The sequence below is a fragment of the Streptomyces sp. NBC_00829 genome (genome assembly GCF_045161795.1).
Taxonomy (GTDB): Bacteria; Actinomycetota; Actinomycetes; order Streptomycetales; family Streptomycetaceae; genus Streptomyces.
Map to the genome: position 1 here is coordinate 5,920,129 of NZ_CP108867.1, position 26,183 is coordinate 5,946,311.

Annotated in this window: 22 protein-coding genes and 2 pseudogenes; 10 read left to right on the forward strand and 14 right to left on the reverse strand. The window is 69.9% G+C overall.

Annotated features, from left to right (window positions below):
- The first annotated feature begins 232 nt into the window (after positions 1–232).
- The 3 genes from OG293_RS26315 (at position 233) to OG293_RS26325 (ending at position 3,667) form a co-directional block, all read left to right on the forward strand.
- Positions 233–880, forward strand: coding sequence for a TetR/AcrR family transcriptional regulator (locus OG293_RS26315; RefSeq protein ID WP_406003715.1), 648 nt, complete (start codon positions 233–235; stop codon positions 878–880).
- Positions 881–1,246: 366 nt separating this feature from the next.
- The gene (locus OG293_RS26320) at positions 1,247–2,269 is read left to right on the forward strand and encodes an endonuclease/exonuclease/phosphatase family protein (protein ID WP_406001245.1); all 1,023 of its coding nucleotides are present in this window, start codon (positions 1,247–1,249) and stop codon (positions 2,267–2,269) included.
- A 153-nt stretch (positions 2,270–2,422) separates the two neighbouring features.
- Positions 2,423–3,667 carry an MFS transporter gene (locus OG293_RS26325; protein WP_406001246.1) on the forward strand — a complete coding sequence of 415 codons (1,245 nt, stop codon included), beginning with the start codon at positions 2,423–2,425 and terminating at the stop codon, positions 3,665–3,667.
- Between the two features lie 106 nt (positions 3,668–3,773).
- On the opposite strand, the gene OG293_RS26330 is transcribed toward OG293_RS26325, so the two are convergent.
- From OG293_RS26330 to OG293_RS26340, 3 genes are all read right to left on the reverse strand, one after another.
- On the reverse strand, positions 3,774–5,534 hold the full coding sequence (locus OG293_RS26330) for an NAD+ synthase (RefSeq protein ID WP_406001247.1): 1,761 nt from the start codon (positions 5,532–5,534) through the stop codon (positions 3,774–3,776).
- Between the two features lie 80 nt (positions 5,535–5,614).
- Positions 5,615–7,177, reverse strand: a complete 1,563-nt coding sequence (locus tag OG293_RS26335) for a multicopper oxidase family protein (protein ID WP_406001248.1) — start codon at positions 7,175–7,177, stop codon at positions 5,615–5,617.
- 108 nt (positions 7,178–7,285) lie between these two features.
- A complete protein-coding gene (locus OG293_RS26340; protein ID WP_406001249.1) occupies positions 7,286–7,900 on the reverse strand; it encodes a hypothetical protein in 615 nt (204 codons plus the stop codon).
- A 201-nt stretch (positions 7,901–8,101) separates the two neighbouring features.
- Between OG293_RS26340 and OG293_RS26345 the strand changes: the two genes are divergently transcribed.
- Positions 8,102–8,977, forward strand: a complete 876-nt coding sequence (locus OG293_RS26345) for an alpha/beta fold hydrolase (protein WP_406001250.1) — start codon at positions 8,102–8,104, stop codon at positions 8,975–8,977.
- Here OG293_RS26345 and OG293_RS26350 read toward each other — a convergent pair.
- From OG293_RS26350 to OG293_RS26365, 4 genes are all read right to left on the reverse strand, one after another.
- A complete protein-coding gene (locus OG293_RS26350) occupies positions 8,962–9,381 on the reverse strand; it encodes a CBS domain-containing protein (RefSeq protein WP_406001251.1) in 420 nt (139 codons plus the stop codon). The two genes, OG293_RS26345 and OG293_RS26350, sit on opposite strands and share 16 nt — an antisense overlap.
- A 278-nt stretch (positions 9,382–9,659) precedes the next feature.
- A complete protein-coding gene (locus tag OG293_RS26355) occupies positions 9,660–10,337 on the reverse strand; it encodes a DUF305 domain-containing protein (RefSeq protein ID WP_406001252.1) in 678 nt (225 codons plus the stop codon).
- Positions 10,334–10,975, reverse strand: a complete 642-nt coding sequence (locus OG293_RS26360) for a DUF3105 domain-containing protein (RefSeq protein ID WP_406001253.1) — start codon at positions 10,973–10,975, stop codon at positions 10,334–10,336. Before OG293_RS26360 ends, OG293_RS26355 begins: the two co-directional genes overlap by 4 nt.
- A 57-nt stretch (positions 10,976–11,032) precedes the next feature.
- Positions 11,033–11,398, reverse strand: coding sequence for a hypothetical protein (locus OG293_RS26365; RefSeq protein ID WP_406001254.1), 366 nt, complete (start codon positions 11,396–11,398; stop codon positions 11,033–11,035).
- Between the two features lie 224 nt (positions 11,399–11,622).
- On the opposite strand from OG293_RS26365, the gene glnA reads away from it, so the two are divergent.
- On the forward strand, positions 11,623–12,984 hold the full coding sequence (glnA, locus tag OG293_RS26370; protein WP_406001255.1) for a type I glutamate--ammonia ligase: 1,362 nt from the start codon (positions 11,623–11,625) through the stop codon (positions 12,982–12,984).
- Positions 12,985–13,059: 75 nt separating this feature from the next.
- Here glnA and OG293_RS26375 read toward each other — a convergent pair.
- Both OG293_RS26375 and OG293_RS26380 read right to left on the reverse strand, forming a co-directional pair.
- A pseudogene (locus OG293_RS26375) lies at positions 13,060–13,582 on the reverse strand (tyrosine-type recombinase/integrase); the annotation flags it as partial.
- A 164-nt stretch (positions 13,583–13,746) separates the two neighbouring features.
- Positions 13,747–13,995, reverse strand: a complete 249-nt coding sequence (locus tag OG293_RS26380; protein WP_406001256.1) for an SCO4226 family nickel-binding protein — start codon at positions 13,993–13,995, stop codon at positions 13,747–13,749.
- A gap of 487 nt (positions 13,996–14,482) precedes the next feature.
- Between OG293_RS26380 and OG293_RS26385 the strand changes: the two are divergent.
- The 3 genes and pseudogenes from OG293_RS26385 to OG293_RS26395 form a co-directional block, all read left to right on the forward strand.
- Positions 14,483–14,572: pseudogene (locus OG293_RS26385) on the forward strand (glutamine synthetase); the annotation flags it as partial.
- Between the two features lie 303 nt (positions 14,573–14,875).
- The gene (locus OG293_RS26390) at positions 14,876–15,493 is read left to right on the forward strand and encodes a GAP family protein (RefSeq protein ID WP_406001257.1); all 618 of its coding nucleotides are present in this window, start codon (positions 14,876–14,878) and stop codon (positions 15,491–15,493) included.
- 134 nt (positions 15,494–15,627) lie between these two features.
- Positions 15,628–15,819 (forward strand): antitoxin, encoded by a 192-nt coding sequence (locus OG293_RS26395; RefSeq protein ID WP_406001258.1) that lies wholly within the window; start codon positions 15,628–15,630, stop codon positions 15,817–15,819.
- A gap of 173 nt (positions 15,820–15,992) precedes the next feature.
- Here the strand turns inward: OG293_RS26395 and OG293_RS26400 are convergent, their stop codons facing one another.
- Positions 15,993–16,424, reverse strand: coding sequence for a VOC family protein (locus OG293_RS26400; RefSeq protein WP_406001259.1), 432 nt, complete (start codon positions 16,422–16,424; stop codon positions 15,993–15,995).
- 68 nt (positions 16,425–16,492) lie between these two features.
- A complete protein-coding gene (locus OG293_RS26405; RefSeq protein ID WP_406001260.1) occupies positions 16,493–17,008 on the reverse strand; it encodes a pyridoxamine 5'-phosphate oxidase family protein in 516 nt (171 codons plus the stop codon).
- Positions 17,009–17,492: 484 nt separating this feature from the next.
- Here OG293_RS26405 and OG293_RS26410 point away from each other — a divergent pair, with 484 nt between their 5' ends.
- The gene (locus tag OG293_RS26410) at positions 17,493–20,480 is read left to right on the forward strand and encodes a bifunctional [glutamine synthetase] adenylyltransferase/[glutamine synthetase]-adenylyl-L-tyrosine phosphorylase (RefSeq protein WP_406003716.1); all 2,988 of its coding nucleotides are present in this window, start codon (positions 17,493–17,495) and stop codon (positions 20,478–20,480) included.
- 244 nt (positions 20,481–20,724) lie between these two features.
- Here OG293_RS26410 and OG293_RS26415 read toward each other — a convergent pair whose 3' ends face one another.
- The 3 genes from OG293_RS26415 to OG293_RS26425 all read right to left on the reverse strand — a co-directional run bounded on the left by OG293_RS26415 (position 20,725) and on the right by OG293_RS26425 (position 24,420).
- Positions 20,725–21,615: a phosphatase PAP2 family protein gene (locus tag OG293_RS26415; protein WP_406001261.1), complete on the reverse strand. Its 891-nt coding sequence runs from the start codon at positions 21,613–21,615 to the stop codon at positions 20,725–20,727.
- 110 nt (positions 21,616–21,725) lie between these two features.
- A complete protein-coding gene (locus OG293_RS26420) occupies positions 21,726–22,757 on the reverse strand; it encodes a LacI family DNA-binding transcriptional regulator (protein ID WP_406001262.1) in 1,032 nt (343 codons plus the stop codon).
- 25 nt (positions 22,758–22,782) lie between these two features.
- Positions 22,783–24,420 carry a glycoside hydrolase family 13 protein gene (locus tag OG293_RS26425; protein ID WP_406001263.1) on the reverse strand — a complete coding sequence of 546 codons (1,638 nt, stop codon included), beginning with the start codon at positions 24,418–24,420 and terminating at the stop codon, positions 22,783–22,785.
- Between the two features lie 364 nt (positions 24,421–24,784).
- Here OG293_RS26425 and OG293_RS26430 point away from each other — a divergent pair, with 364 nt between their 5' ends.
- The gene (locus OG293_RS26430) at positions 24,785–26,062 is read left to right on the forward strand and encodes an extracellular solute-binding protein (RefSeq protein ID WP_406001264.1); all 1,278 of its coding nucleotides are present in this window, start codon (positions 24,785–24,787) and stop codon (positions 26,060–26,062) included.
- Positions 26,063–26,183 lie beyond the last annotated feature (121 nt).

Genomic DNA, 26,183 nt, shown 5'->3' on the forward strand with positions numbered 1-26,183 from the left:
GGCGGAAGGCGGAGGAGCAGACGTGCCCGTGAGGGAGCCCCAGGAAGAGCGTGAACGCCAGGGAACGGCCCCGGGCGCGGGGGAGACACCGCCTGCGGGCCCGCCACGGGCCCCGGTGCGGGCCGGCGCGGTCTCGTCGGGGACCGGCCCGGCGGGGGCCTCCGCGGGGACCGGCCCGGCCGGAGGGCCCGCGCCGGCCGCCCGCGCCCGGGGGGCCGGCGGCGGCGACGCGGTGAGGACCGCGGGCGGCACGGAACCCTCCGCCGCATCGCGCGGCTCGCGGGTCCAGGACCGCAAAGCGCGGCCCGGGCGCCCGCGGAGCGAGGCCGTCGAGCGGTCCATCATCGACGCCGTCGTCCATCTCCTCGAAGAGGGCCTGCCCCTGTCCGAGCTCTCCATCGAGCGCATCGCCCGCACCGCAGGCGTCGGCAAGGCCACCATCTACCGCCGCTGGGACGGCAAGGAGGCCCTCTTCGTCGATGTCGTGCGCTCCATGGAGCCGGTCGACCCGCCGCTGCCCGGCACCTCCGTACGCGACGACCTCGTCGCGATGGTCGAGATGCTGCGACGGCGCGGTCTCGCCAAACGCTCCTCCGCCCTGCTCCACAACGTCTTCGCGCAGATGCAGAGCTATCCCCAGCTGTGGCACATGTACCACCACACCTCCGTCGTCCCCCGGCGCCGACGCATGGACGAAGTCCTCCGGCGCGGCATCGCGAACGGGGAGATCCGTTCCGACCTCGACTTCGATCTGCTCGGCGACCTCTTCGTCGGCCCGATGCTGGTACGGACCGTACTGAGGCCCGAAGGCACGCCGGGGGAGGGCAGCTCGGAGCGGATCGTCGACGCGGTTCTCGAGGGCGTGCGCCCGCCGCGCTGATCGCCGTCGATCGTTCGCCGCGCCGCATTGCCGCGGACCGGACCGCCACACTGGTTCGTCACGTCGATCTGTCACGCCGGACCGCCACGTCGATCCTCGATCCGGCACCTCGATCCGCCACCTCGATCCGCCACGCCGGACCGCCACACTGATTCGCCGGGGAGCCTCATCCGCCCTCGTCAGGCGCCCGGCCGAAGTATGCGTGTTCTGTCACAGCGCTCCCACCTGGCTGCTATCAGGAACCCCGTCCCCCGCTTATCTCGTCCTTGTGGCAGAACGGCCGTCCGGCGACGGCGGCGACCCGCCCGTCATCGCCTAATGTCGACGGCGAAGCCGGTGGGACCGCAAGGCAGTGAGGACAGCTCCATGGTGCAGGCGTACAAGACGGAGACAGGTAACGGCAGCCCGCAGAGCGGGCACACCGGGGCCCGGTTCCGGAGCCTGCTCGGCGGTTGGCGCGGTGACCCAGGCATCTGGCGGCGCGGCGTCCTCCTCGCCGTCCTCGCCGTTCTCATCGCCCTGTTGATGATCCTGCACGCCCGGATCCCCAACCGGATCGGCAACCTGGGCAGTCTCGGTGAGACCTTCCTGCCGTGGTTCGCGGTGTTCCTCCCGGTGATCCTCGTCATCGGTGTCGTGCGGCGGTCGGCCACCGCGCTGATCGCGCTGCTGCTGCCGACCGTGGTCTGGCTCGATCTCTTCGGCGGTCTGGTCAGCGACAAGTCGGGCGGCGGCGGCGAACTGACCGTCGCCACCCACAACGTCAACGCCGACAACCCCGACCCCGCCGGCACGGTCCGGCAGGTCGCCGCCTCCGGCGCCGACGTGCTCGCGCTCCAGGAGCTGCCGACGGGTCAGGTCGCCGCGTACGAACAGGCGCTGGCCGGGACGTACAAGTACCACTCCGTGCAGGGCACGGTCGGGCTGTGGAGCAAGTACCCCATGACGGACACCTCGCCGGTGGACATCGGCATGGGCTGGACCCGCGCCATGCGCTCCACCGTCCGGACGCCGCAGGGCACGGTTGCTGTCTACGTCGCCCATATGCCCTCCGTGCGCGTCAAGCTCAACGCCGGGTTCACGGCCAACCAGCGCGACGGCAGCGCGGTCGCGCTCGGTGCGGCCATCGACCGGGACGAGGTCGGCAAGGTCGTGCTCCTCGGCGACCTCAACGGCACGATGAACGACCGCTCGCTGAACTCCGTCACTTCGCAGATGCGCTCCACGCAGGGTGCGGCGGGCGACGGCTTCGGCTTCACCTGGCCCGCGGCGTTCCCGATGGCACGCATCGACCAGATCATGGTGAAGGACGTGGAGCCGGTCTCCTCCTGGACTCTGGGCCGCACCGACAGCGACCACCTTCCGATCGCCGCCCGCATCAAACTCTGAGCGGCCCCCTGGAGGCGGGCCCAGGACGGCGTCCCGTGCGGCCCAGGAAGGCCGGGAAGCCGGCCTCCGGGGCGAAACCAGGAGTTCACCGGGCGGAACGATTCTCGTGCGAGAATTTGTTTCGGAAGAGAACTAACCCGGGAAAGGCACTCCATGCCCCTCGCGCTGCTCGCGCTGGCCGTCTGCGCCTTCGGCATCGGCACGACCGAGTTCGTGATGATGGGCCTGCTGCCCAATGTCGCGGGCGACCTGCACACCTCCGTCCCCACCGCGGGCCACCTGGTCTCCGCGTACGCGATCGGCGTCGTCATCGGCGCCCCGCTGCTGACCGCCATCGGCTCCCGGATCCCCCGCAAGCGGATGCTTCTGCTGCTGATGGCGCTGTTCGTCGTCGGCAATCTCGCCTCCGCGCTCGCCCCCGGCTTCGGCTGGCTGGTCGCGGGCCGCGTCCTCGCCGGGCTGCCGCACGGCGCGTTCTTCGGTGTCGGCGCGGTCGTCGCGGCACGACTGGTGGCGGACGGCAGGCAGGCGCGCGCGGTGGCCACGATGTTCCTCGGCCTCACGGTCGCCAACATCGTCGGCGTACCGGCCGCGACCCTGCTCGGCCAGCACCTCGGCTGGCGCGCCACGTTCCTGGTCGTCACGGTGATCGGCCTGGTCGCGATGGCAGCGCTCGCGAGGCTCGTTCCGTACGTACCCCTCGACGCGCACCAGAGCGTGGGCCGGGAACTGCGCGCGCTGGGCAGCCGCCAGGTGCTCCTCGGCCTGCTCACCGCGGTCTTCGGCTTCGCCGGTGTCTTCGCGGTGTACTCCTACCTCGCGTCCATGACGACGGAGGTGATGGGCTTCGGTGAGTCCTCCGTGACCCTGGTCCTCGCCCTCTTCGGCATCGGCATGACGCTCGGTGCGCTCGCCGCGGGCCCGCTGACCGACCGCGCGTTGCGGCCCACGCTGTACGGCTCGCTCACGGCCCTCGCGCTGGTACTGGTGGCCTTCCGGTTCACCGTGCACAACCAGTGGGCCGCGCTGGTCACCGTGGTCGTGCTGGGCGCCGTCGGCTTCATGACCACCACACCGCTGCAGATGCTGGTGATGAAGAAGGCGCAGGATGCCCCGACGCTGGCCTCCGCCTCCAACCACTCCGCCTTCAACCTCGCGAACGCGGGCGGCGCCTGGCTCGGCGGCGCGGCCGTCGCCGCGGGCTGGGGCTGGACCTCACCGGCCCTCGTCGGCGCGGTCCTGACCGTCGCCGGGCTGGCCATCGCCGTGACGGCGGGACTGCTCGACCGCGGCGGGCGCGGTACGGGTACGGGGGCCTCCCGCATCATCGCCGCGGGAAGCCCCCGTACCGAAGCATCCGGTTCCGCGGTGCCCGTTTCCGAGGTGTCCGGCACCTGAGAGGCGCCCCGCAGCCCGGTAGCCTCCCGCCCCGCAGCCCGGTAGCCTCCCGCCCCGCAGCCCGGTAGCCTCCCGCCCCGCGGAACGGCCTCCGGTCCCGGTCAGCTCAGCCGCTCGTCGTCTCGCGCCAGCGGTTCGTGATCGGCAGCCGCCGGTCCTTGCCGAAGCCCTTCGCCGAGATCTTGGTGCCCGGCGGGTACTGGCGCCGCTTGTACTCCGCCGTGTCCACCATCCGCAGCGTCCTCGCCACCAGTTCCTCGTCGAAGCCGGCCGCGACGATCGCGTCCTTGCCCTGGTCCCGGTCGACGTACAGCTCCAGGAGCCGGTCCAGTACGTCGTAGTCCGGCAGCGAGTCGGTGTCGACCTGGCCGGGCCGTAGCTCGGCGCTCGGCGGCTTGGTGATCGACGCCTCGGGGATGGGCGAGACCTGCCCGCGTTCCCCCGCCGCCCGGTTACGCCACTTCGCGAGCCGGAAGACGGTCGTCTTGTAGACGTCCTTGATCGGCCCGTACGCGCCGACGGAGTCGCCGTAGAGCGTCGAATAGCCCACCGCCAGCTCGGACTTGTTGCCCGGCGCGAGCACGATGTGGCCCTCCTGGTTGGAGAGGGCCATCAGCAGGGTGCCGCGCAGTCGCGACTGGAGGTTCTCCTCGGCCAGACCCGTCAGGGAGAGCGCGCCCATATAGGCGTCGAACATCGGCTCGATCGACACGGTCCGGAAGTTCAGACCGGTACGGCGGGCCAGTTCGGCCGCGTCGCTCTTGGAGTGGTCCGACGAGTACTTCGACGGCATGGAGATGCCGTACACGTTCTGCGCGCCGAGTGCGTCGCAGGCGATCGCCGCGACCAGCGCCGAGTCGATGCCCCCGGACAGACCGATCAGTACCGAGCGGAAGCCGTTCTTGGCGGCGTACGCGCGCAGGCCCACGACCAGTGCCGAGTACACCTCCTCGTCGTCGTCGAGACGGTCGGCGTAACCGCCGGCAAGCACCGGCTCGTACGCCGCAAGCGGTTCCTCGCCGAGGACGACACGCTCGATGCGCAGCCCGTCGTCGACCACGCCGGTCGGGGGTTCGGCGGAGGCGGCGGGCAGGTCCAGGTCGAGCACGACACTGTCCTCGGCGAACTGCGGCGCACGCGCCACGACTTCGCCCGCCGCGTCGACCACGATCGAGTCGCCGTCGAAGACCAGCTCGTCCTGCCCGCCGATCATGGCCACATACGCGGTGGTGCAGCCGGCCTCCTGCGCGCGCTTGCGCACCAGATCGAGGCGGGTGTCGTCCTTCTCCCGCTCGTACGGCGAGGCGTTGATGGAGACCAGCAGGCCCGCGCCGGCGGACCGCGTGGCCGGCACACGGCCGCCGTCCTGCCAGAGGTCCTCGCAGATCGCCAGCGCCACGTCGACGCCGTGCACACGGATCACCGGCATGGTGTCGCCCGGCACGAAGTAGCGGAACTCGTCGAAGACGCCGTAGTTCGGCAGGTGGTGCTTGGCGAAGGTCAGCACCACCTCGCCGCGGTGCAGCACGGCGGCTGCGTTCTGCGGAGCGCCCGCCGGCTGGCCGTAGCGGGGCTGGGCACGCTCGGAGCGGTCGAGATAGCCGACGATCACCGGCAGCTCGCCGAAGCCCTCGGCGTCCAGGCGCCCGGCGAGCGACCGCAGGGCGGCCCGGGACGCTTCCACGAAGGAGGACCGCAGGGCCAGATCCTCGACGGGATAGCCGGTCAGCACCATCTCGGGGAAGGCGACGAGATGCGCCCCCTGTTCGGCGGCGTGCCGGGTCCAGTGCACGATCGCCTCGGCGTTGCCGGCGAGATCGCCGACGGTCGAGTCGATCTGATTCAGAGCGAGGCGTAGTTGAGGCACGCCGCCCAGTGTAATCGTCTTTCTGACGCGATGTCCCGGCGGGGAGATGTGGGGCACCCCACTCCGGGGCGCCCCGCCCGCTACTTCTGGTAGCCCAGGATCGTCATCATCCCGGACTCCGAGTGATAGACGTTGTGGCAGTGGATCATCCACAGGCCCGGGTTGTCGGCGTCGAAGTCCGCCATCAGCGTGCCGCCCGGCAGGAGGATGGCGGTGTCCTTGCGGGGGCCGCCCGCGATGTTCGCCATGGCGAAGGTGTGGCCGTGGAGATGGACCGGGTGCCACATGCTCGTGTTGTTGGCGAAGACCAGCCGGACCCGCTCGCCCGCCCGGACCGGATGACGCTGGTCAGGGGTGTAGGGCGTGCGGTCGAAGGCCCAGTTGTACTGCGACATGTTGCCCGTCAGCCGCAGGTGGACCGTGCGGTCCGGGTCGCGCGCGGGAAGCGCGACGGACTCGTGGGCGCGCAGCCTGTCCGCGGTGACCAACTGCCCGTCGAGCTCTTTGGGCCGCACGGACGCTGCCGGGAGCTCCCCGCTGCCCGTCCGGAGCACGGCCATCGTGGCGGCGCTCTTCCCCTCGGCCAGTGCCGTCAGCGGGAAGACACCGTCGCCCGCGGTGACCAGCGCGTCGTACCGCTCGCCCATACCCAGCAGGAGGGCGTCGCTCTTGGCCTCCACCACGCGGAAGCCGTCCGTGTGCGTCACCGTCAGCGTGTGTCCGCCGAGTGCGATCCGAAAAGCCGTGTCCCCGCCCGCGTTGATGATGCGCAGCCGGATACGGTCGCCCGGCTTGGCGACGAAGACCGTGGGGTCGTCCGCGGTCCGGCCGTTGACCAGGTAGTACGGATACGCCACGTCGCCGGCATCGCCGCCGAGCAGCGGGCTGGTCGCTCCCGTCGTCGTCCGTGACGGGCCCTGCGGACTCCCGGTCGGGGAAGGCATGTCCATGCCCGGGTGCCCGGCCATGCCGTGGCGGAGCTCCGCCAGCACGTCGTCGGGGGTCGAGCCGTCGACGCCGTCGACCCAGTCGTCCAGGACGACGACCCACTCCTTGTCGTACGCCAGCGGCTCCTTCGGGTCCTCCACGATCAGCGGGGCATAGAGACCGCGGTCCTGTTGCACACCCATGTGCGGATGGAAGTAGTGCGTCCCGGGGTCCGCGACCGTGAAGCGGTAGTCGAACGACGCGCCGGCCTTGACCGCGGGCTGGGTGACACCGGGGACGCCGTCCATGTCGTTGCGCAGGGCCAGGCCGTGCCAGTGCATGGACGTGGACTGCGGGAGGTTGTTGGCGAGGGTGAGTGCCAGGGTGTCGCCCGCGGTGACGCGGACCTCCTGGCCCGGCAGCCGGTCGCCGTACGCCCAGGACGTGACCGTGCGGCCGGCGCCGAGCTCCAGCGGTGTCGCCGTGGCGGTCAGCTTCACGGTCCGGACAGGGCCCGAGCCCCGCTTGGCCTCCCGCTCGACGACCTCCGGGCCGTCGGGCGAGACATAGCCGTCCGGGGTGGCCCTCGCGGCCCCGCCGTGATTCATCGAGTCGTGGCCCGTGTCCTTCGGCCCGGAGCAGGCCGACAGAACTCCCGTGCCGGCGGCGGCGATCGCGGCGCCGAGCACGGCGCGCCGGGTGGGGTGAGTGCGCATGACGGAGAGCACCTCGTGGTGTGTGTGGTGATACGTGCGAGTGGGCGCGTCCGCCGTCTCTGGCACACCGCTCGGAGCGCGGAGGTTCCAGGACAGCCGGGCCCACTTCTAGATCCGCAGCACCGACAGACTGGCGAGGAGGGACCTGCGGGGACGTGGGTCGGTCCGCAGCGCGCGGAGTATCCGGGCGTGGAAGGCCGCGAGCAGAGCGACGGGGTCGGTCCGCAGCAGCCCGACGGCCAGCAGCACCAAGGTGAAGGTGTCCACCACGGCGAGGCACACGGTCATCGGGTCCATGCTCATGCCCGGCAACTCCGGTCCGGCGTACGCCGGGTCGCCGGGGCCGGAGGCGCCCGGAAGCCCGGCGGACGTGACAGCCATGGACGTGACAGCCATGGACGTGACAGGCATGGACGAGGTCGCCCTCAGGTCCGTGGCTGATGCCCCCGGGCCCGTGGCCGACGGGCTCAGGTCCGTGGCGGTCGAGGCGCGGTCCGTGGATGCGATCCGGTCCGAGGGCGAACTCGCGTCCGCGACGGTACGGGGCATGGACAAGCTCGCGTGCGCGGCGGAACTCACCGCGGAGGACGCGGCCATGTGCTCCTGCGTTCCGCCGCCGTGCCCGGGCGCCGGGTGCCCCATCGTGTGCATCGTGGCGATCCCGAGCAGCAGCGCCGTGAACAGCAGCAGCTGCCCGAACCGCTCGCGCCCACCGATCGCCATGGCTCGCAGCTTACCCCCACCCGGTATGCATCGACGTGCGAGCCGCACCGGCCCGGCAGATCATGACGGCGTGCCCCGGACTGCCCCGGCAGCCGGACCCGGGGCCGGGCGACGGCTCCACGCACCGGTCGTGACAGGCTGGCCGACGGTGCCCGCGCCCGTCCTCGGCGCGGGAACGCGGGAGGGAAGGGACAACGGGCAGTGACGTTCGTACGCGTGGGAGACGTGCCGCACCATGTGGCCGTCGACGGCAGTGGTCCGGTCTGTGTGCTCAGCGCCGGTCTCGCGATGAGCTGGTTCGACTGGGACCCCGTCGTCCCCCTGCTCGCCGAGCACCGCACCGTCGTCCGCTTCGACAGGCCAGGGCACGGGCTCAGCGCCCCCGCCGCCGTCGTGCCGTCCGCGGCGGGGGAGGCCCACCGCATCAAGGGCGTACTGGACGCGCTCGGCCTGCGCGGCCCCGCAACCGTCGTCGGGCACTCGATCGCCGGGTTCCACGTCGAGGCCTTCGCCCGGCTGCACCCCGCCCGTACCGCGGCCGTCGTGCTCGTCGACTCCAGCATCGAGGAGCACGCGCGCGTGCCTGCCGCGCCCGCCGTGCGCACCGCCGCCGCCCGTGCGCTCGGAACCGTCCTGTCGGCCGCCGGAGTGCCCGCCGCCCTCGGCCCGCTCACCCGCCGTGCCGCGGTCCGTATCTCCCGCACCGGCGGCGGCGATCCGGCCCCCGCCGGGCTCGTCCGGCGCTGTTACGCCACCTCGCGGGTTCTCCAGGGCGCGCTCCTGGAGAACACCCACTACCGCGCGGTCGCCGCCGAACTCCTCGCCCTGCGCGAGCGGAACGCGCTTCCCGCCGCCCCCGTCACCGTGCTCGCCGCGACCGCCGCCGGAGAGCGCTGGCTTGCACGGCAGCGCTCGTTCGCCCATGAACTCGGCGCCCGCTTCGAAGCGGTGGAGCGGTCCGGGCATCTGATGATGCTGGACCGCCCGGACGCGGTCGCGCGGGCCGTCCTGGAGGGGACGGGCCGCACGGGAGGCGGACCGGCCGTACGAAGCGTGCGGCATCAGCCGTTCGCGTAGACGTGCTCCACCCAGGCGGCGATCTGCCCGTCCGAGAGGTGCTGGGCCAGATCCGCCTCGCTGATCATTCCCACCAGCCGCTTGTTCTCGATCACGGGCAGGCGGCGGATCCGGTGGCCCTGCATCTCGTTCAGCACCTCGCCCACGTCCGAGCCGGCGTCGATCCAGCGCGGAGTGCCTTTGGCCAGGTCACCAGCGGTGACCTTCGCGGGGTCGTGTCCCATCGCCACACATCCGACGACGATGTCGCGGTCGGTGAGGATGCCGCAGAGCCGTTCGTTGGAGTCGGCGATGGGCAGCGCCCCCACATCGAGCCGGCGCATCAGCCGCGCCGCCCGGTCGAGGGTCTCGTGGGCGGGGATCCACTCCGCCCCCGGATGCATGATGTCTCTGGCGGTGGTCATGGCTTCGTACCTCCTGGCGTGTCCGACGCCCCGAGCCCCCCCATTGTCGTTGGGCCGTTCGGAGTACGCGACCGCAGCAGGCCCGAGCGTGCGGAGGGAGGGCATGGTGGCGCCGCTGACCCCGCGGATCACCCGGCGGGAGCCTCCGGGCACATGTGCGTCCGCCCCGGGTCACCTGGAGGTTCACCGGGGCGGACGGCCGAGGCGGTATCCGGGGACGGCCGGGTCCCCTCGGGCGTACCGCCTCAGCCTGTAGGCGTACGCCCGAGGCGCCGCTGTCAGGAGGCGCGGACCTCGGCGCCCCGCTTGTGGAGCAGGGCCACCATCAGCTCGACCTCCGAGCGCTGGGCGTCCACCATGCCCTGCGCGAGGCTCCGCTCCGTATCGACGGTGCAGAGCTTCACACATCCCTCGGCCATCGAGATCCCGCCGTTGTGGTGGATGAGCATCAGCTGGAGATACTCGATCTCGGCCTGCTTGCCGCTTGCCTTGCCGAGGCGCCCGAGATCGGTGCGTGTCGCCATGCCCTGCATCAGCGAACCGTCCTTGGCCTCGTGCGTGCCATGCCCCGGGTGGCCGGTGTGCGAGCCGTGCCCGCCCTCCTGCGCCATCCAGGCCATCGGCTCACTGTCCGCGGCAAGCTTGGGCAGCCCCCAAAGATCCAGCCAGCCCAGCATCATCCCGCGCTGATTGGCCTGGGTGTTGGCGATGTCGTACGCGAGGCGGCGCACCTCGTCGTCCCGCGTACGGTCCCGCACGATGAAGGACATCTCCACCGCCTGCTGGTGGTGAACCGACATATCGCGCGCGAAGCCCGCGTCCGCCGAGTCCGCCGAAGGAGTACGGGATTCGGTGCCCCCGCCGCCCGCCGAGGCCACGGCCGCGGCCCCGGCGAAGAGCAGCGCGAGCGCGACCGCCGCGATCGCCGCCCAGTGCGTACGCGTCGCACGGATCATTTCGCGCCCAGTCCGTTGGTGCACGCGGCGCCGGGCTCAGGAGTCTGCGCGCCCTGCACGTACTTGGTGAAGAACTGGCTGACCCGCGGGTCTTCGGCGCTGTCCACCGTGACCTGCTTGCCCCAGGCGCTCAGCATGATCGCCCCGGCCTGGTCCTTGAACGGGCTCATCAGGGTGTACGGGGTCTTCTTGACCTTCTCGCCGAGCTTGGTCACATCGGCGGCCGGAGCCTTGTCGTTGTACGTCACCCAGACCGCGCCGTGCTCCAGGGAGTGCACCGCGTTCATGTCCGGGATCGGCTCCTTGTAGACGTCGCCGTTGCAGTTCATCCACACCTGGTTGTGGTCGCCGCCCACCGGCGGCTTCATCGGGTAGGTGACGGCCTTGGTGACATGGTTGCGGCCGAGCTTCTTCGCGTCCCAGGACTTCTCGCCGGTCACCGGAGCCTTGGCCTCCGCGACCTTCTGCTCCTTCTTGTCCGACTCCTTGTTCAGCACAAAGACGCCGAAGCCGACCAGACCGGCCACCACGACCGCGCTGACGGCGATGGTGATGATGCGGCCGCGGCGCTCGCGCGACTGCTCGGCGCGGCGCATCTCTTCTATTCGGGCCCGGCGGTCGTTGGTCTGTGAAGCCATGATGTCTCGTCCTTCGTCAAAGAAAAGCTGTCGGGGGCTGCGGTGGGTGCGGGGCCTCTAGGTCCGCAGCACCTGAAGGACGTGCAGGCCAGGAGCGCGCGGCTGCGCCTGCGAGCGGGGTGGTGCACCGGCGCTGTCCGTCTGGCCGGGGCGCGCCGGCTGCTCGGCCGCGTCGAGCGGGGAGTCCAGCGGCGGCGCGGTCAGCACGGCGGGGCTGACCGTCGGCAGCAGGCCGCAGCCACCGTCGTCGTACGGGCAGCTGTATACGGTCACCGTGTCGCCGTCGGCGGCGGACGCGGGGGCGTGGTGCCCGGAAGGCAGGCTCACACAGATGAAGAGCGCGCTGAGGAGCGTCGCCACGGCACTCAGCAGCGCCATGGGACGCGCGGTGCGCGCGATGCCGTTCACCCGGGGACCCCCCATGGGCGCAGATCGTAGTGTGCGCGGGCGTCCGGCACCTCTACGGGGCACTAAACAACCGCTTCCGCGAGAGAGAGACCGGGTCTCGGGCTCGTCCCGGAGGAGGCCCTGACCCACAATGGGCACAGCCGGTACAGGGGCAGTGGACGCGCCGCGCAACGCGCCTGAAACTCTTGGATGGCATGCTCGTGCGGAGCAGGCGGCTTGACCAGCAAGGATGGGTGGAAATGGATAAGCAGCAGGAGTTTGTGCTCCGTACGCTCGAGGAGCGCGACATCCGCTTCGTGCGCCTGTGGTTCACCGATGTTCTCGGCTTCCTGAAGTCGGTCGCGGTGGCTCCGGCCGAGCTGGAGCAGGCGTTCGACGAGGGCATCGGCTTCGACGGCTCCGCGATCGAGGGCTTCGCGCGGGTCTACGAATCGGACATGATCGCCAAGCCGGATCCGAGTACCTTCCAGATCCTGCCGTGGCGCGCCGAGGCCCCCGGCACGGCGCGGATGTTCTGCGACATCCTGATGCCGGACGGTTCGCCGTCCTTCGCGGACCCGCGGTACGTCCTGAAGCGGATCCTCGCCAGGACCTCCGACCTGGGCTTCACCTTCTACACCCACCCGGAGATCGAGTTCTTCCTGCTGAAGGACAAGCCGCTGGACGGCACCCGGCCGGTGCCCGCGGACAACTCCGGCTACTTCGACCACACCCCGCAGAACGTGGGCATGGACTTCCGCCGCCAGGCGATCACCATGCTCGAATCCATGGGCATCTCGGTCGAGTTCAGCCACCACGAGGGCGCGCCCGGCCAGCAGGAGATCGACCTGCGGTACGCGGACGCGCTGTCCACGGCGGACAACATCATGACGTTCCGCCTGGTCATGAAGCAGGTCGCGCTGGAGCAGGGCGTCCAGGCGACGTTCATGCCGAAGCCGTTCAGCGAGTACCCCGGCTCCGGAATGCACACGCATCTCTCCCTCTTCGAGGGCGACCGCAATGCCTTCTACGAGTCGGGCTCGGAGTACCAGCTCTCCAAGGTCGGCCGGTCCTTCATCGCGGGCCTGCTCAAGCACGCGGCGGAGATCTCGGCCGTGACGAACCAGTGGGTGAACTCCTACAAGCGCATCTGGGGCGGCTCGGCCCGCAGCGCGGGGGCGGGCGGCGAGGCGCCCTCGTACATCTGCTGGGGCCACAACAACCGCTCGGCACTGATTCGGGTCCCGATGTACAAGCCGGGCAAGACGGGCTCGTCCCGCGTCGAGGTCCGCTCGATCGACTCGGGCGCCAACCCGTATCTGACGTACGCGGTGCTGCTGGCGGCGGGTCTCAAGGGCATCGAGGAGGGCTACGAACTCCCGGCCGGCGCGGACGACGACGTGTGGGCACTGTCGGACGCCGAGCGCAGGGCGATGGGGATCGAGCCGCTGCCGCAGAACCTGGGCGAGGCGATCACGCTGATGGAGCGGAGCGAGCTGGTCGCCGAGACGCTGGGTGAGCATGTCTTCGACTTCTTCCTGCGCAACAAGAAGCAGGAGTGGGAGGAGTACCGCTCGGAGGTCACGGCGTTCGAGCTGCGGAAGAACCTGCCCGTGCTGTAGGCGCAGGGCAGAGCCACTTCCTCAGTGCTCGACGAACAGGGCCTGCGGTCGACGACCGCAGGCCCTGTTCGTGTCTCACCCGCCCTGGGCCGTCTGTGGGCCGTCAGGCGCAGAATCGGCACCCTCGTACATGCTGTCCACGGCCTTCCGCGCACGCCCCACACTGCTCGGCAGCAGGTGCGTGTACACCCGGAGGGTGAAACCGGGGTCTCCGTGCCCCAGGTACGTGCTCAGCGCCTTGACGTTCTCCCCGGAGTCCAGGAGTACCGAGGCGTAGAAGTGCCGTAGCGCGTGCATACCGTGCTCACGGGCGGCCTGGTGGCGCTCGCGCGGCTTGGGCTCGGGAATGACCCCGGCAGCGACGAGCGCGGGCTTCCAATAGCGCGTGTTGAAGTCTGTACGGCGCACGGCCCCCTCACCGTCTGGGCGCACGAACAACAGGCTTGGTGATCGGCTCTCCGTCGGGCCTCGGCCACGGCAGTGTGACCTCAACGGGCGGATGCGCGTCCATGTGTGCCTTGAGCACGTCGGCAACGCGATCGGGGAGGGGTACATCCCGCTCCTTGTTGCGCTTGGGCGGAGCGAACACAAGCTTCCCGCCAGGCGCGCTCCACCTGGACGCCATGAACCACGCCCGCTCCATGGTGTGTGGGTCGACGGCGTACGGGATGGGCGCCGGGATAGTGGTGGGTCGAGAAAGGCGTGCGGAGCGTCCTTTTCACGGCACCCCGCACACCTACGGCGCTAGGCCAGCCTCTTTGTTCACACGGTCAGGGGTACCGGGTGGATCTCGTCGACAAGGCGACCAGTACGTTCGTGGATGCGCTGGACCGCTTCAGCCGAGGGAGCCTCAGAGAGGCAGTAGACCGTGCCGGACTCCGGGTCCGCCCAGGCTTTCTCGAAGTGGACGTGTTCTTCCTCCTCGATGGCCCGATTGGCGCTGTGGGCCTCCATCAGCTGGTCGGCCGTGATGCCCTTCATACCGTGGTGGACATCCATGAACTGGGGCATGGCGTCGCACCTCCTTCCCGCTGTTGCGTCCCGGCGCACTGACGCATTGCCGCCAGGTCCGTCATGTCCATCTTCTGCCTATATAGCCGTGATGGCGACCGACGACACCGGTAAGTGGTGGGGCTACGCCAAGCTGACATGCAGGGGCCGCCGTCATGCCCCTTGCGTGCCCGATCGAGCGGGGAACGGCGGGGAACACGAGTCACTGACGGGCACGCCCAAAGAAGCAGCTCATGATGGCCCCCGGAGCACCGGCCGTCAGGCGCGGGACATGGGTTCCGGCAGGTCGCTGTGAGCTTGGTTCGAACTTACAAGTCAGTGGTCAGCGATCAAAGTTTCACCAGTACCCAGCGTGGGGCCCGAGTTGGGCCGTGTGTGGGCCGTCGGAGGGCGGCCCACAGTGACCAACAACGACCGTGGACGGCCGCTCGATCGCAGGTCACCGGTACCTCGGCGTGAGTCGTTCGAGGGTCGCCCCACGCTGCACAAGTTCCTGCGCAACAAGAATCAGGAGTGGGAGGAGTACCGCTCGGAGGTCAGGGCGTTCGAGCTGCGGAAGAATCTGCCGGTGTTGTAGGCGCAGGTCAGAGCGACCTTCTCATTGATCGACGAACAGGGCCCGGGGTCGTCGACCTCAGGCCCTGTTCGTGCGCACGAACACCAGGCTCTTGGTGATCAGCTCTCTGTCGGGCCTTGGCGACGGCAGCGTGACCTCACTGGGCGGATGCCCTTCCATGTGGCCCTTGAGCGCGTGAGCCACGCGACGTCTTCGCCGCCGGCGCAACGACACTGGAACCGCACCTACGCGGAGCAGCCCGTCGGGCGCTCGGTTAGCGTTGGCAGGGCGAAGGCGGACTGATCCCGGAAGGGCGGCTCGGTCGTGAACCTGGTGAAGATCCTCCCGATGGCGTTCGTGATGATCGCCGGTCCACAGATCCTCAGTGCCATCTTCCTCGCGACGAGCGAACACTGGCGCCGCAATTCGGCGGCCTACGTCGTCGGCGCGGCCCTGTCCATCACCCTGTTCGTCACGGTCGCGTACTTCGTGGGCTCGGGCGCCTCCAAAGCCGGGGCGTCGGACGACACGCTCGACATCGTGGTCCTGGTCCTTCTTGTCGCTGCGGCGCTCCACACGTTCCTCAAGCGGAAGGAGTCGAAGCCGCCGAAATGGATGGGCAGGCTGGAGACGGCGAGCCCGAGGTTCTCGTTCAAGCTCGGCTTCCTGCTGCTGGGCGTGTTCCCGACCGACATCCTCACCTCGTGGGCCGTCGGCACCTTTCTGTCCAACCACGGCGATCCATGGTGGCACTTGCTTCCTTTCGTGCTGCTCACCCTGCTGCTGCTGGCGCTGCCCGCGCTCCTGCTTCTGCTGTTCGGTCAGCGGGGGCAGGAATTCCTGCCGAAGGCCCGCGACTGGATGAACACGCACTCGTGGGTCGTCGGTGAGATCGTCATCGTGTTCTTCATCGCCATCGCGGCCAGCAGTCTCGCGGGGTAGCGGACACGCCTGGCGCCGGATGAGACAGAAAACGTCCTGATCGAGCCGGTTCGTCGGAGTCCTTGGGATGCGGAGCGCGGAGTGTGCGGTGACCCTTGAGGTGAGGAAGTCCATTCGGCGAGGAGGATGACCGAATGTCCATGATGGACAAGATCAAGCACATGCTCAAGGGCCACGAGGACCAGGCCGGCAAAGGCGTCGACAAGGCCGGTGACCTCGTCGACGACAAGACTCAGGGCAAGCACAGCAGCCAGGTCGACGCGGCGCAGGACAAGATGAAGGACCAGTTCGGCGCGAGCCGCCGGGAGGAGCCGCCCCAGCAGTGACCGCGCTGCGGTCTCCGATCACCTCACGCGACGGCGGGGGCACGGGCATATCCGCGCCCCCGCCGTCGCGTGTGCTGCGGGAAGGCTCGCAGCTCCGCCGCGAGATGTTCGGGAAAGACACATTCAGGAAAGGTGGGACGCCGAACGGCGCCACCCACGCTCCAGCGATCCGCTCAGCGCTCCGACAGCGGTGCCGGAGCCTGCTGGATCACCCAGCCGTTGCCGTCAGGGTCCTGGAAGAACATGAAGGAGTTCCAGGTGTCACCCGGGCCAGGCTCCCAGCCCGCTTTGCCCACGTGCTGGATTTCGCTGACCACCACCGACCGCTCGACCAGGGCATCGCGGGCCGCCGCGATGTCCGTGACACAGAGTTGGAGGCCCCGGAGCGTGCCGGGGGCCATCGGCTGCTGGTCCGGGTTGCCCGGGAGGCCGCTGCCCATCGCGATGGAGCAGCGGGAGCCGGGCGGGGTCAGCTGGATGATGCGGATGCCGGGTGCCACTTCCTGGTCGAGGTCGACCTTGAAGCCGCAGCCCTCCTCGTAGAACTTCTTCGACCGGTCGAGGTCCGACACCGGGACCATGATCACTTCGAGGGTCATGTCCATCGATGGTGCTCCCTTCGTGAAGCTGTCCGAGCTCGTGAGGCTGTCCGAGCTCATGGAGTGGTCAGAGCTCACTGGGTGAACTGCCAGCGGGTCTGGCCGAACGGGTCGCCCTTCGCGAAGCCGAATGCCGTGCGCGGTGACACCCGGAACACGAGGACGGGGCCGCCTGTGCTCCTGAAGCCGCCGTCGCCGACCTCGAACTGCCAGTCCGGGCCGTACTTGTCCACGTACACCGCCGCGATCGCCCGCAGCCGCGCCTCGTCGGTGACGCGTACCGCCTCGCCCTCGATCACCAGGTCGTAGCCTTCGTTCAGCGCATTGTCACCGGTCGTGAGGACCACCTCCTGATTGTCGCGGAGGTTCTTCGCCTTGCGCTCCTCGACGCCGGTGCAGAAATGCAGCCCGCCTTCGTGCCAGACGGCGATCAGCGGGGTGACGTGCGGGCGCCCCTCGGGGCGCACGGTCGACAGCCAGTAGACCTCCGCCGACTTCAGGCGCTCGACGGCCTTGGACCAGTCGTCGGGGGTGGCCTTGTCGTCGCTGTAGCGCGGGTCGAGCGTGGTGCCGGGTTCGATTTCGGGCATGGCGCGGTCCTCTCCGTACGGGGTCACCGCATGGGTAGACCGCGCCCGGGGCCGTTAATCATCGGTCGGCGATCCTCGGTCGGCGATCCTCGGTCGGCTCCGAGCGTTTTCGACGGGGTCCGGTACAGGCGGATGATCGGTGTGATCGCCGACCGATCGGCCGAGAGGACGGAAAGAGCGAGCACGCGGTTCATCAAGGCCGAAAGGCGAACAAGCCGAAAGGCGAACAACATGGTGAATGTCATGCCATCGCCCGCCGGGCGGCGGGGGAACCGGCCGCATGGCCGGGATCACACCGGGTCCTCTTCGCTCCCCTGCGGCTAGGCTCGATTCCGGACCTTGATCGGACGTCGGTCAGGGTATGGGTCAGGGCCTGGATCAGTCCGTGGACCGGTTGGTGGATCTGTTCGCAGACCTGTGCCTGGACCGGTATGCGGACCAGGGACCCGGCCGGGGCGTGAGCGGGCAGGACGGAGACGGCGGTATGACAGTGCCGGGGCGCAGGAGCAGTACCTTCACGCGACTGCTGCGGCACGGCTTCATCGACCCCTCCGCCGCCGAACGCCTCCTGGACCTCCCCGACATGGCATCCGTACGGTCCGATCCGGTGCTCCTGGACGCGCTCGGCGCCGTGGCCGACCCCGACCTGGCGCTCCGCGGTCTCGCACGGCTGGTCGAGGCCCAGGAGGCGTCCGGCCGGCAGGGTCTCCTCGACACGCTGATCGCCGCGAAGCCCCTGCGGGACAGGCTGCTCGGCGTCCTCGGCGCGTCCGAGGCGCTCGGCGACCACCTGGCCCGCCATCCGCACGACTGGCAGACGCTCATCACCTACGAGGCCACCGATCTGCACCCGGGCGTCGCCGAGTTCGAGCGCGGCCTCGCGGACGCCAATGACCCCGTCTCGCTGCGGATCGGTTACCGGCGGTGCCTGCTGTCCATAGCGGCCCGTGACGTGTGCGGTACGACCGATGTCGCCGAGGCGGCGGCCGAGCTGGCCGACCTGGCGACGGCCACCCTGCGGGCCGCCCTCGCCATCGCCAGGACCGCGACCCCCGCCGACGCGGCCCAGTGCCGGCTCTCCGTCGTCGCGATGGGCAAGTGCGGCGGCCACGAGCTCAACTACGTCTCCGACGTGGACGTCATCTTCGTCGGCGAGCCCGTCGAAGGCGCCGACGAGAGCAAGGCCATGCAGGCCGCCACCAGGCTGGCCTCGCATCTGATGCGGATCTGTTCCGAGACGACGATCGAGGGCACGATCTGGCCCGTCGACGCCAATCTGCGGCCCGAGGGACGCAACGGCCCTCTCGTGCGCACCCTCTCCAGCCATGTCGCCTACTACCAGCGCTGGGCCAAGACCTGGGAGTTCCAGGCATTGCTGAAGGCCCGCCCGGTCGCCGGGGACCCGGCGCTCGGCGAGGAGTACATCGAGGCCGTGTCGCCGATGGTGTGGCAGGCCGCCGAGCGCGAGAACTTCGTCCCGGACGTGCAGAAGATGCGCCGCCGTGTCGTGGACAACATCCCGGCCGCCGAGATCGAGCGCGAGCTCAAACTCGGTCCCGGCGGACTGCGGGACGTCGAGTTCGCCGTACAGCTGCTCCAGCTCGTGCACGGCCGCAGCGACGCGACGCTGCACAGCGGCACCACGCTGGAAGCCCTGCGGGCACTGGCGGCCGGGGGCTATGTCGGGCGCGCCGACGCGGCCCAGCTCGATGCCGCGTACCGCTTTCTGCGCGCGATGGAGCACCGCATCCAGCTGTTCCGGCTGCGGCGGACGCATCTGGTGCCCGAGGACGAGGCGGATCTGCGCCGTCTCGGGCGCTCGCTCGGGCTGCGCACGGACCCGGTCGCCGAGCTCAACAAGGAGTGGAAGCGGCACGCCTCGGTGGTGCGCAGGCTGCACGAGAAGATCTTCTACCGGCCGCTGCTGGACGCCGTCGCGCAGCTCACACCGGGTGAGACGCGGCTCAGCCCGAAGGCCGCGGGACAGCGTCTGGAGGCGCTGGGCTACGCCGATCCCGCGGCGGCCCTGCGGCATCTGGAGGCCCTGTCCTCGGGTGTGAGCCGCAAGGCCGCGATCCAGCGGACCCTGCTGCCCGTGCTGCTCGGCTGGTTCGCCGACTCGGCCGATCCGGACGCCGGACTGCTGGGGTTTCGCAAGGTGTCGGACGCGCTCGGCAAGACGCCCTGGTATCTGCGGCTGCTGCGGGACGAGGGCGCCGCCGCGGAAAACCTGGCGCGGGTGCTCTCCGCCGGGCGGCTCGCCCCGGATCTGCTGCTGCGGGCTCCCGAGGCGGTGGCACTGCTCGGCGATCCGGAGGGCCTGGCGCCGCGCGGCCGTGACCATCTGGAGCAGGAGATCCTTGCGGCGGTCGGGCGTGCGGACACGCCGGAGGGCGCGGTCGCGGTGGCTCGTGGGGTGCGCCGCCGGGAGCTGTTCCGTACCGCGGCCGCCGATCTGATCGGCTCGTACGGCACCGAGGAGAGTCCCGCCGAGGCCGACCCGGGCGCGCTGGTGGACCGTGTGGGAAGCGCTGTCACCGAACTGAACGCCGCCACGCTCTCCGGTGCGCTGCGGGCGGCGGTGCGGCAACAGTGGGGGGACTCGCTGCCGACGCGGTTCGCGGTCATCGGTATGGGGCGCTTCGGCGGGCACGAGCAGAGCTATGGCTCGGACGCGGACGTGCTCTTCGTCCACGAGCCGCGCGAGGGCGCGGACGAGCAGGAGGCTGCCCGCGCGGCGAGCACCGTGGTCACTGAGATGCGCCGGCTCCTCCAGCTGCCCACCTCCGACCCGCCCTTGGTGATCGACGCGGATCTGCGCCCGGAGGGCAAGAGCGGGCCGGTGGCGCGCACGCTCGCCTCCTACGAGGCGTACTACCGGCGGTGGTCGCTGGTCTGGGAGAGCCAGGCGCTGCTGCGCGCGGAGCCCATGGCGGGGGACCCGGACCTCGGCCGCCGCTTCGTGGAGCTGGTCGATCCGCTGCGGTACCCAGCCGAGGGGCTGGGCGAGGACGCGGTACGGGAGATCCGTCGGCTGAAGGCCCGTATGGAGTCCGAACGCCTGCCGCGTGGTGCCGATCCCACCCTCCACGCGAAGCTGGGCCGGGGCGGGCTGAGCGATGTCGAGTGGACGGTGCAGCTGATCCAGATGCGCCACGGATGGGCCGAGCCGGGCCTGCGCACGACCCGTACGCGGCGCGCCCTGGCCGCCGCGCACGCGGCGGGTCTGATCGGTACCGAGGACGCGCAGATCCTCGACGAGGCATGGGTGCTGGCGACGCGGGTGAGGAACGGCGTGATGCTGGTCCGCGGCCGGGCGGGGGACACGTTCCCGTCGGACGGCCGCGAACTGGCCGCGGTGGGCCGGTACTTGGGATACGAGCCGGGGCATGTCGGAGACATGCTCGACGACTACCGGCGGATCACGCGCAGGGCGCGCGCGGTGGTGGAGGTGCTGTTCTACGGTGCGTAGGTCACCGGTCTACGGTGCGTAGGTCACCGGTCTACGGTGCGTAGGTCACCGGTCTACGGTGCGTAGGTCACCGGTCTACGGTGCGTAGGTCACCGGCCCTCGCCCTGCACCCGGGCCCTCGCCCGCGCCCGGTCCCCTCACCCGGCACTCGTCCCTCACCCGGTCCGTGGGGCGACGGCGGGGGCGCTCACACACCGAAACACCGAAACATCGAAAACACCGACTGAGCCCCTGCGCACACGCCTCAGCGGCGGGAGAGGCTCACCGGGCGGGCGAGCCGGGGGCGGTTCGCGTCGTCCGCCGTCGCGGGCACCGTCCGCGGCAGCCGGTGCGGCAGCGCCTGGTACCAGGCGTAGGAAAGGGCGAAGCCGAAGGCCAGGCAGAGCATCCCGCCCACCGCGTCCAGCCAGAAGTGGTTCGCCGTCGCGACGATGACCACGAGCGTCGCGGCGGGGTAGAGGAGCCCGAGGATCCTCGCCCAGGGCGCGGAGGCCAGCACGAAGATGATGAGTCCGCACCAGAGCGACCAGCCGATGTGCATCGACGGCATCGCCGCGTACTGGTTCGACATGTTCTTCAGGTTGCCCGAGGCCATCGAACCCCAGGTGTGGTGGACCAGAACGGTGTCGATGAAGGCCTGCCCGTTCATCAGCCGGGGAGGGGCAAGCGGATACAGATAGTAACCGGCCAGAGCGACACCGGTAGTCGCAAAAAGAACAAGGCGGGCAGATGCATAGCGGCCTGGATGACTGCGGTAGAGCCAGGCCAGCACGCCGATGGTCACGACGAAGTGCAGCGTGGCGTAGTAGTAGTTCATCGACACGATCAGCCATGTCACCGAGTTCACGGCGTGGTTGACCGACTGCTCCACCGCGAGGCCGAGCGAGTGCTCGGCGCCCCAGATCCAGTCGGCGTTGCGCAGCGCCTGCGTCTTCTGCTCGGGAACGGCATTGCGGATCAGCGAATACGTCCAGTAACTCACCGCGATCAGCAGGATTTCGAACCAGATCCGCGGATGGCGCGGGGAACGGAGTTTCTGCAGCCGCGTACGCGGCACCGCCCCCGCCTCCTCGTCCACCATGGGTGACGGGGTGGCTGTCCGGCCTTCCATAGTCTTCACGGTCGTTTCACCCATGGGACGAGAGTCTGCCAGATCCATGCCACTCCCCTGATCATCCCTCGGTCGGGTTCAGGGCGCACCCCGTCCGCCTCAGGTACGAGTCAGGAGTGCCCGTGAGGTACGAGTCAGGAGCGCCCGTTCGCTCCGGGGCCGGACGCCGTTGAACCGCGAACCACCAGCTCAGGCATGAAGACGAACTCGCTGTGCGGGGCAGGGGTGCCTCCGATCTCCTCCAGCAGGGTCCGCACGGCCGCCTGTCCCATGGCCTGCACGGGCTGCCGGATCGTGGTCAGCGGCGGATCGGTGAAGGCTATGAGCGGGGAGTCGTCGAAACCCACGACAGAGACATCGCGCGGCACCTCCAGGCCCAGTCCGCGAGCTGCCCGGATCGCCCCGAGCGCCATCATGTCGCTCGCGCACACCAGGGCGGAGCACCCCACCCCGATCAGGGCGCCGGCCGCGGCCTGACCGCCTTCGAGGCTGTAGAGGGAGTGCTGGATGAGCTCTTCCGACTCCTCGGGGGCCAGCCCGAGTTGCGCCTCCATGGCCTGCTGGAAGCCCTCGATCTTCCGCAGCACGGGAACGAAGCGCTTCGGGCCGACCGCCAGGCCGATCCGGGTGTGGCCGAGCGAGGCGAGATGGGTCACGGCGAGATGCATCGCGGCCCGGTCGTCGGGCGAGACGAAGGGGGCCTTCACCTTGGACGAGAAGCCGCCGAGCAGTACATAGGGGACACCCTGTCCGCGCAGCTGGTCGTAGCGCTGCATGTCGGCGGTGGTGTCCGCGTGCAGACCCGAGACGAAGATGATGCCGGAGACCCCGCGGTCCACCAGCATTTCGGTCAGCTCGTCCTCGGTGGAGCCGCCCGGGGTCTGGGTGGCCAGGACCGGGGTATAGCCCTGCCGGGTCAGGGCCTGGCCGATGACCTGGGCGAGTGCCGGGAAGATGGGGTTGTCGAGCTCGGGAGTTATCAGGCCGACCAGGCCCGCGCTCCGCTGCCTCAGGCGCACCGGGCGCTCGTATCCGAGCACGTCCAGCGCGGCGAGTACGGATTCGCGGGTGGCCGCGGCCACGCCGGGCTTGCCGTTGAGCACGCGGCTGACTGTGGCTTCGCTGACCCCCGCCTGGGCTGCGATGTCGGCGAGCCGTGCGGTCACAGGATTGGACTGTACCGGGCGCACGTCAGATTGCCCACCACGCACAGGAATCAGCCGGAATACGGGCTGTGTCGACCGGCTGGTCCATGGCCTCGGAGGAAAGCAGCAGCCGCCCCGGCGGGGGGAGTTCGATCACCGCTCCGGTGGTGTTGAGGGTGCAGGCCAGGCCCTGGCGGGCCAGTGCGAGCAGCCCGTCGGGACCCGGCAGCCACCGCATCGGGCCGCTCGGCAGCTCCCGGCGCAGCCGGAGGGCCGAGCGGTAGAGCTCCAGTGTCGACCGGGCCTCTCCCCTCTGGACCGCCACCGACAGCTCGCCCCAGCCGTCCGGCTGTGGAAGCCAGCTGCCGCCCGTGCCGAACCCGTACGAGGAACCGTCGGCGGTCCAGGGGATCGGCACCCGGCAGCCGTCGCGGAAGCCGTCCTGCCCCGCCGCGCGGAAGAAGGCCGGGTCCTGGCGCACCTCGCTCGGCAGATCGGTGACCTCGGGCAGTCCGAGCTCCTCGCCCTGGTAGATGTATGTCGATCCGGGCAGTGCCAGCATCAGGAGGGCGGCGGCGCGTGCGCGGCGCAGCCCCTGCGCGCCGCCGCCGTAGCGGGTGGGGTGACGGACCACGTCGTGGTTGGAGAGCACCCAGGTGGTGGGCGCCCCCACCGACGCGGTGGCGGCCAGCGACTCGTCGATCACGGTGCGCATCGCCCCGGGGTCCCAGGGGCACCGCAGGAACTGGAAGTTGAAGGCCTGGTGCAGCTCGTCGGGGCGTACGTACAGGGCGAGCCGGTCCGGACTGGGCGCCCAGGCCTCGGCGACGCCGATCCGCTGGCCGGGGTAGGAGTCGAGAAGCCTGCGCCAGACGCGGTGGATCTCGTGAACCCCGTCCTGGTCGAAGAAGGGCAGTGTCTGGGAACCGATCAGCCTGGCCTGTTCCTTGTGGCCGATGTCCGGAAGTCCGGCGGCCTTGACCATGCCGTGCGCGACATCGATACGGAATCCGTCCACACCCAGGTCCAGCCAGAAGCGCAGGACGGAGTCGAACTCCTCGTGCACCTCCTCGTTCTCCCAGTTCAGGTCGGGCTGCTCGGGCGCGAAGAGGTGGAGGTACCAGGCGCCGTCCGGCGTGCGGGTCCACGCCGGGCCGCCGAAGACCGACTCCCAGTCGTTGGGCGGCGACTCGCCGTCCGTGCCCTTGCCGGGCAGGAAGTGGTAGCGCGCGCGGGCCGCCCCCCTGCCGTGGTCCGCGAGCGCGGCCCGGAACCACGGGTGCTGGTCCGACGTGTGGTTCGGGACGATGTCCACGATCACCTTCAGGCCCAGCTCGTGAGCCGTGCGGACCAGGTCGTCGGCATCGGCGAGGTCCCCGAAGAGCGGGTCCACGGCCCGGTAGTCCGCCACGTCGTAGCCGCCGTCGGCCTGTGGGGAGGCGTAGAAGGGGGTGAGCCACACCGCGTCGATGCCCAGCTCCGCCAGGTACGGCAGGCGCTCGGTGGCCCCGCGCAGATCACCGATGCCGTCGCCGTCGCTGTCGGCGAAGGAGCGGACGTACACCTGGTAGATGACGGCATCGCGCCACCAGTCGCGATCCCTGCTGGAAGAGCTTGCAGGGCCCGGTCCCACGGCTGCCGTGGGGGAGGGGAGGCCGACGGCGGAAGCGAGCTCATGGGTCATGGGGAATCCCTCTCGTACGGTCCATAGGCGGGGGGACGTACAACTAACGAGGTCAACGTGGGTGCGGACGCATGGTGACGGTGCTCACCAACCAAAATATCAGCCCTGCAAGATCTTGCGAAAGTGATTGCGGAAGTGGCGATGAGTGGTCCGGAACGACAGAACCGGCCCCCGTCAAGCGATGTAATGGCAACTCTCCGGACACGCGGATGTAACGATCCTCCGGTCTTGCAGAAAATTGCCGCAAGGTCTTTCCGCTCTCTTTCATCCTTGTTACGTTCCTGCCGAACCCGGCGCCGCGAGGGAGCGGTCGGCAGGGGGCCTGGACGCCCCCGCCATCTCGGGCATCTCTGAAGGAGTTCACATGCGGCGTGGCATAGCGGCCACCGCGCTGGTAGCGGCACTCGCACTGGCAGCGACGGCGTGCGGCGGGGACGACGGCGGCGACACGGCCGGCGGCTCCGGCCCGGTCACCCTGACGTGGTGGGACACGTCCAACGCGACGAATGAGGCCCCGACGTACAAGGCGATGATCGCCGAGTTCGAAAAGGCGAACAAGGACATCAAGGTCAACTACGTCAACGTCCCGTTCGACCAGGCGCAGAACAAGTTCCAGACCGCGGCCGGCAGCAAGGGCGCGCCGGACATCATCCGCGCCGAGGTCGGCTGGACGGCCTCCTGGGCCAAGTCGCAGTTCCTCGCCCCGCTCGACGGCACGGACGCGCTCAAGAACACCGAGGACATCACCCCCTCGCTCCTCAAGCAGGCCCAGTACCAGGGCAAGACGTACGGTGCCCCCTTCGTCACCGACTCCCTCGGCCTCATGTGGAACAAGGCGATCCTGAAGAAGGCCGGCTTCGACAAGGCGCCGGCCACCTGGGACGAGGTGAAGGCCGTCTCCAAGGCGGTCAAGCAGAAGGCCGGTGTCGACGGCTTCACGCTCCGCGCCGACGCCTACTTCGAGCTGCCGTTCCTCTTCGGCGAGGGCACCGACATGGTCGACGCCGCCGGGAAGAAGATCACGGTCAACTCGCCCGAGGCCGTCAAGGCCGTCGACACGAGCAAGGCTCTGCTCGCCGCGCCGGGCGTCTCCAAGCTCGATGTGACCGCCGACTCCTACGCCCACATGATGGACGCCTTCAACACCGGCAAGGTCGCGATGATCGTCCAGGGCCCGTGGGAGCTGACGAACGTCTTCAAGGGCGCTGCCTTCAAGGACAAGGCCAACCTGGGCATCTCCAACGTCCCGGCCACCGCCTCCGGCAAGGCCGGCGCCCCGACCGGCGGCCACAACCTCTCCGTGTACGCGGGCTCCGACAAGGCGCACCAGGCCGCGGCCCAGAAGTTCGTCGGCTTCATGACCTCGGGTGAGACCCAGGCCAAGATCGCGCTGAAGAACGGCACCCTGCCGACCCGCACCTCCGCCTACACCGCCGAGGTCAAGGCCACCCCGGGCATCACCGAGTTCCAGGCGATCCTCGCCGAGTCCGCCCGGCCGCGTCCCGAGCTGCCCGAGTACAGCTCGCTCTTCGCCGACCTCGGCACCAACCTCACCGCGATCCTCCAGGGCAAGGTGAGCACGCAGAAGGGCCTCGACACCACCGCCGAGTCCTACAAGAAGCTGCTCAAGGACTTCTCCTAGGCGCCCGTCGGCCGTCCGGACCGCTCCCGTACAGGGACGGAACGGACGGCCGCCCGTGGTGGTACGGCCCGCACCCGCGAGGCCGTACCACCACACCCGTACACCCTGCTGAGAATCTGTC

What these genes read in the sequence shown, in the direction of transcription:
- OG293_RS26320 (WP_406001245.1), top strand. Translation starts at nt 1,247, where the DNA reads ATGGTGCAGGCGTACAAGACGGAGACAGGTAACGGCAGCCCGCAGAGC.
- OG293_RS26325 (WP_406001246.1), top strand. Translation starts at nt 2,423, where the DNA reads ATGCCCCTCGCGCTGCTCGCGCTGGCCGTCTGCGCCTTCGGCATCGGC.
- OG293_RS26335 (WP_406001248.1), bottom strand. Translation starts at nt 7,177, where the DNA reads ATGCGCACTCACCCCACCCGGCGCGCCGTGCTCGGCGCCGCGATCGCC.
- OG293_RS26340 (WP_406001249.1), bottom strand. Translation starts at nt 7,900, where the DNA reads ATGGCGATCGGTGGGCGCGAGCGGTTCGGGCAGCTGCTGCTGTTCACG.
- OG293_RS26350 (WP_406001251.1), bottom strand. Translation starts at nt 9,381, where the DNA reads ATGACCACCGCCAGAGACATCATGCATCCGGGGGCGGAGTGGATCCCC.
- OG293_RS26355 (WP_406001252.1), bottom strand. Translation starts at nt 10,337, where the DNA reads ATGATCCGTGCGACGCGTACGCACTGGGCGGCGATCGCGGCGGTCGCG.
- OG293_RS26360 (WP_406001253.1), bottom strand. Translation starts at nt 10,975, where the DNA reads ATGGCTTCACAGACCAACGACCGCCGGGCCCGAATAGAAGAGATGCGC.
- OG293_RS26365 (WP_406001254.1), bottom strand. Translation starts at nt 11,398, where the DNA reads ATGGGGGGTCCCCGGGTGAACGGCATCGCGCGCACCGCGCGTCCCATG.
- glnA (WP_406001255.1), top strand. Translation starts at nt 11,623, where the DNA reads ATGGATAAGCAGCAGGAGTTTGTGCTCCGTACGCTCGAGGAGCGCGAC.
- OG293_RS26380 (WP_406001256.1), bottom strand. Translation starts at nt 13,995, where the DNA reads ATGCCCCAGTTCATGGATGTCCACCACGGTATGAAGGGCATCACGGCC.
- OG293_RS26395 (WP_406001258.1), top strand. Translation starts at nt 15,628, where the DNA reads ATGTCCATGATGGACAAGATCAAGCACATGCTCAAGGGCCACGAGGAC.
- OG293_RS26400 (WP_406001259.1), bottom strand. Translation starts at nt 16,424, where the DNA reads ATGGACATGACCCTCGAAGTGATCATGGTCCCGGTGTCGGACCTCGAC.
- OG293_RS26405 (WP_406001260.1), bottom strand. Translation starts at nt 17,008, where the DNA reads ATGCCCGAAATCGAACCCGGCACCACGCTCGACCCGCGCTACAGCGAC.
- OG293_RS26410 (WP_406003716.1), top strand. Translation starts at nt 17,493, where the DNA reads ATGACAGTGCCGGGGCGCAGGAGCAGTACCTTCACGCGACTGCTGCGG.
- OG293_RS26415 (WP_406001261.1), bottom strand. Translation starts at nt 21,615, where the DNA reads ATGGGTGAAACGACCGTGAAGACTATGGAAGGCCGGACAGCCACCCCG.
- OG293_RS26425 (WP_406001263.1), bottom strand. Translation starts at nt 24,420, where the DNA reads ATGACCCATGAGCTCGCTTCCGCCGTCGGCCTCCCCTCCCCCACGGCA.
- OG293_RS26430 (WP_406001264.1), top strand. Translation starts at nt 24,785, where the DNA reads ATGCGGCGTGGCATAGCGGCCACCGCGCTGGTAGCGGCACTCGCACTG.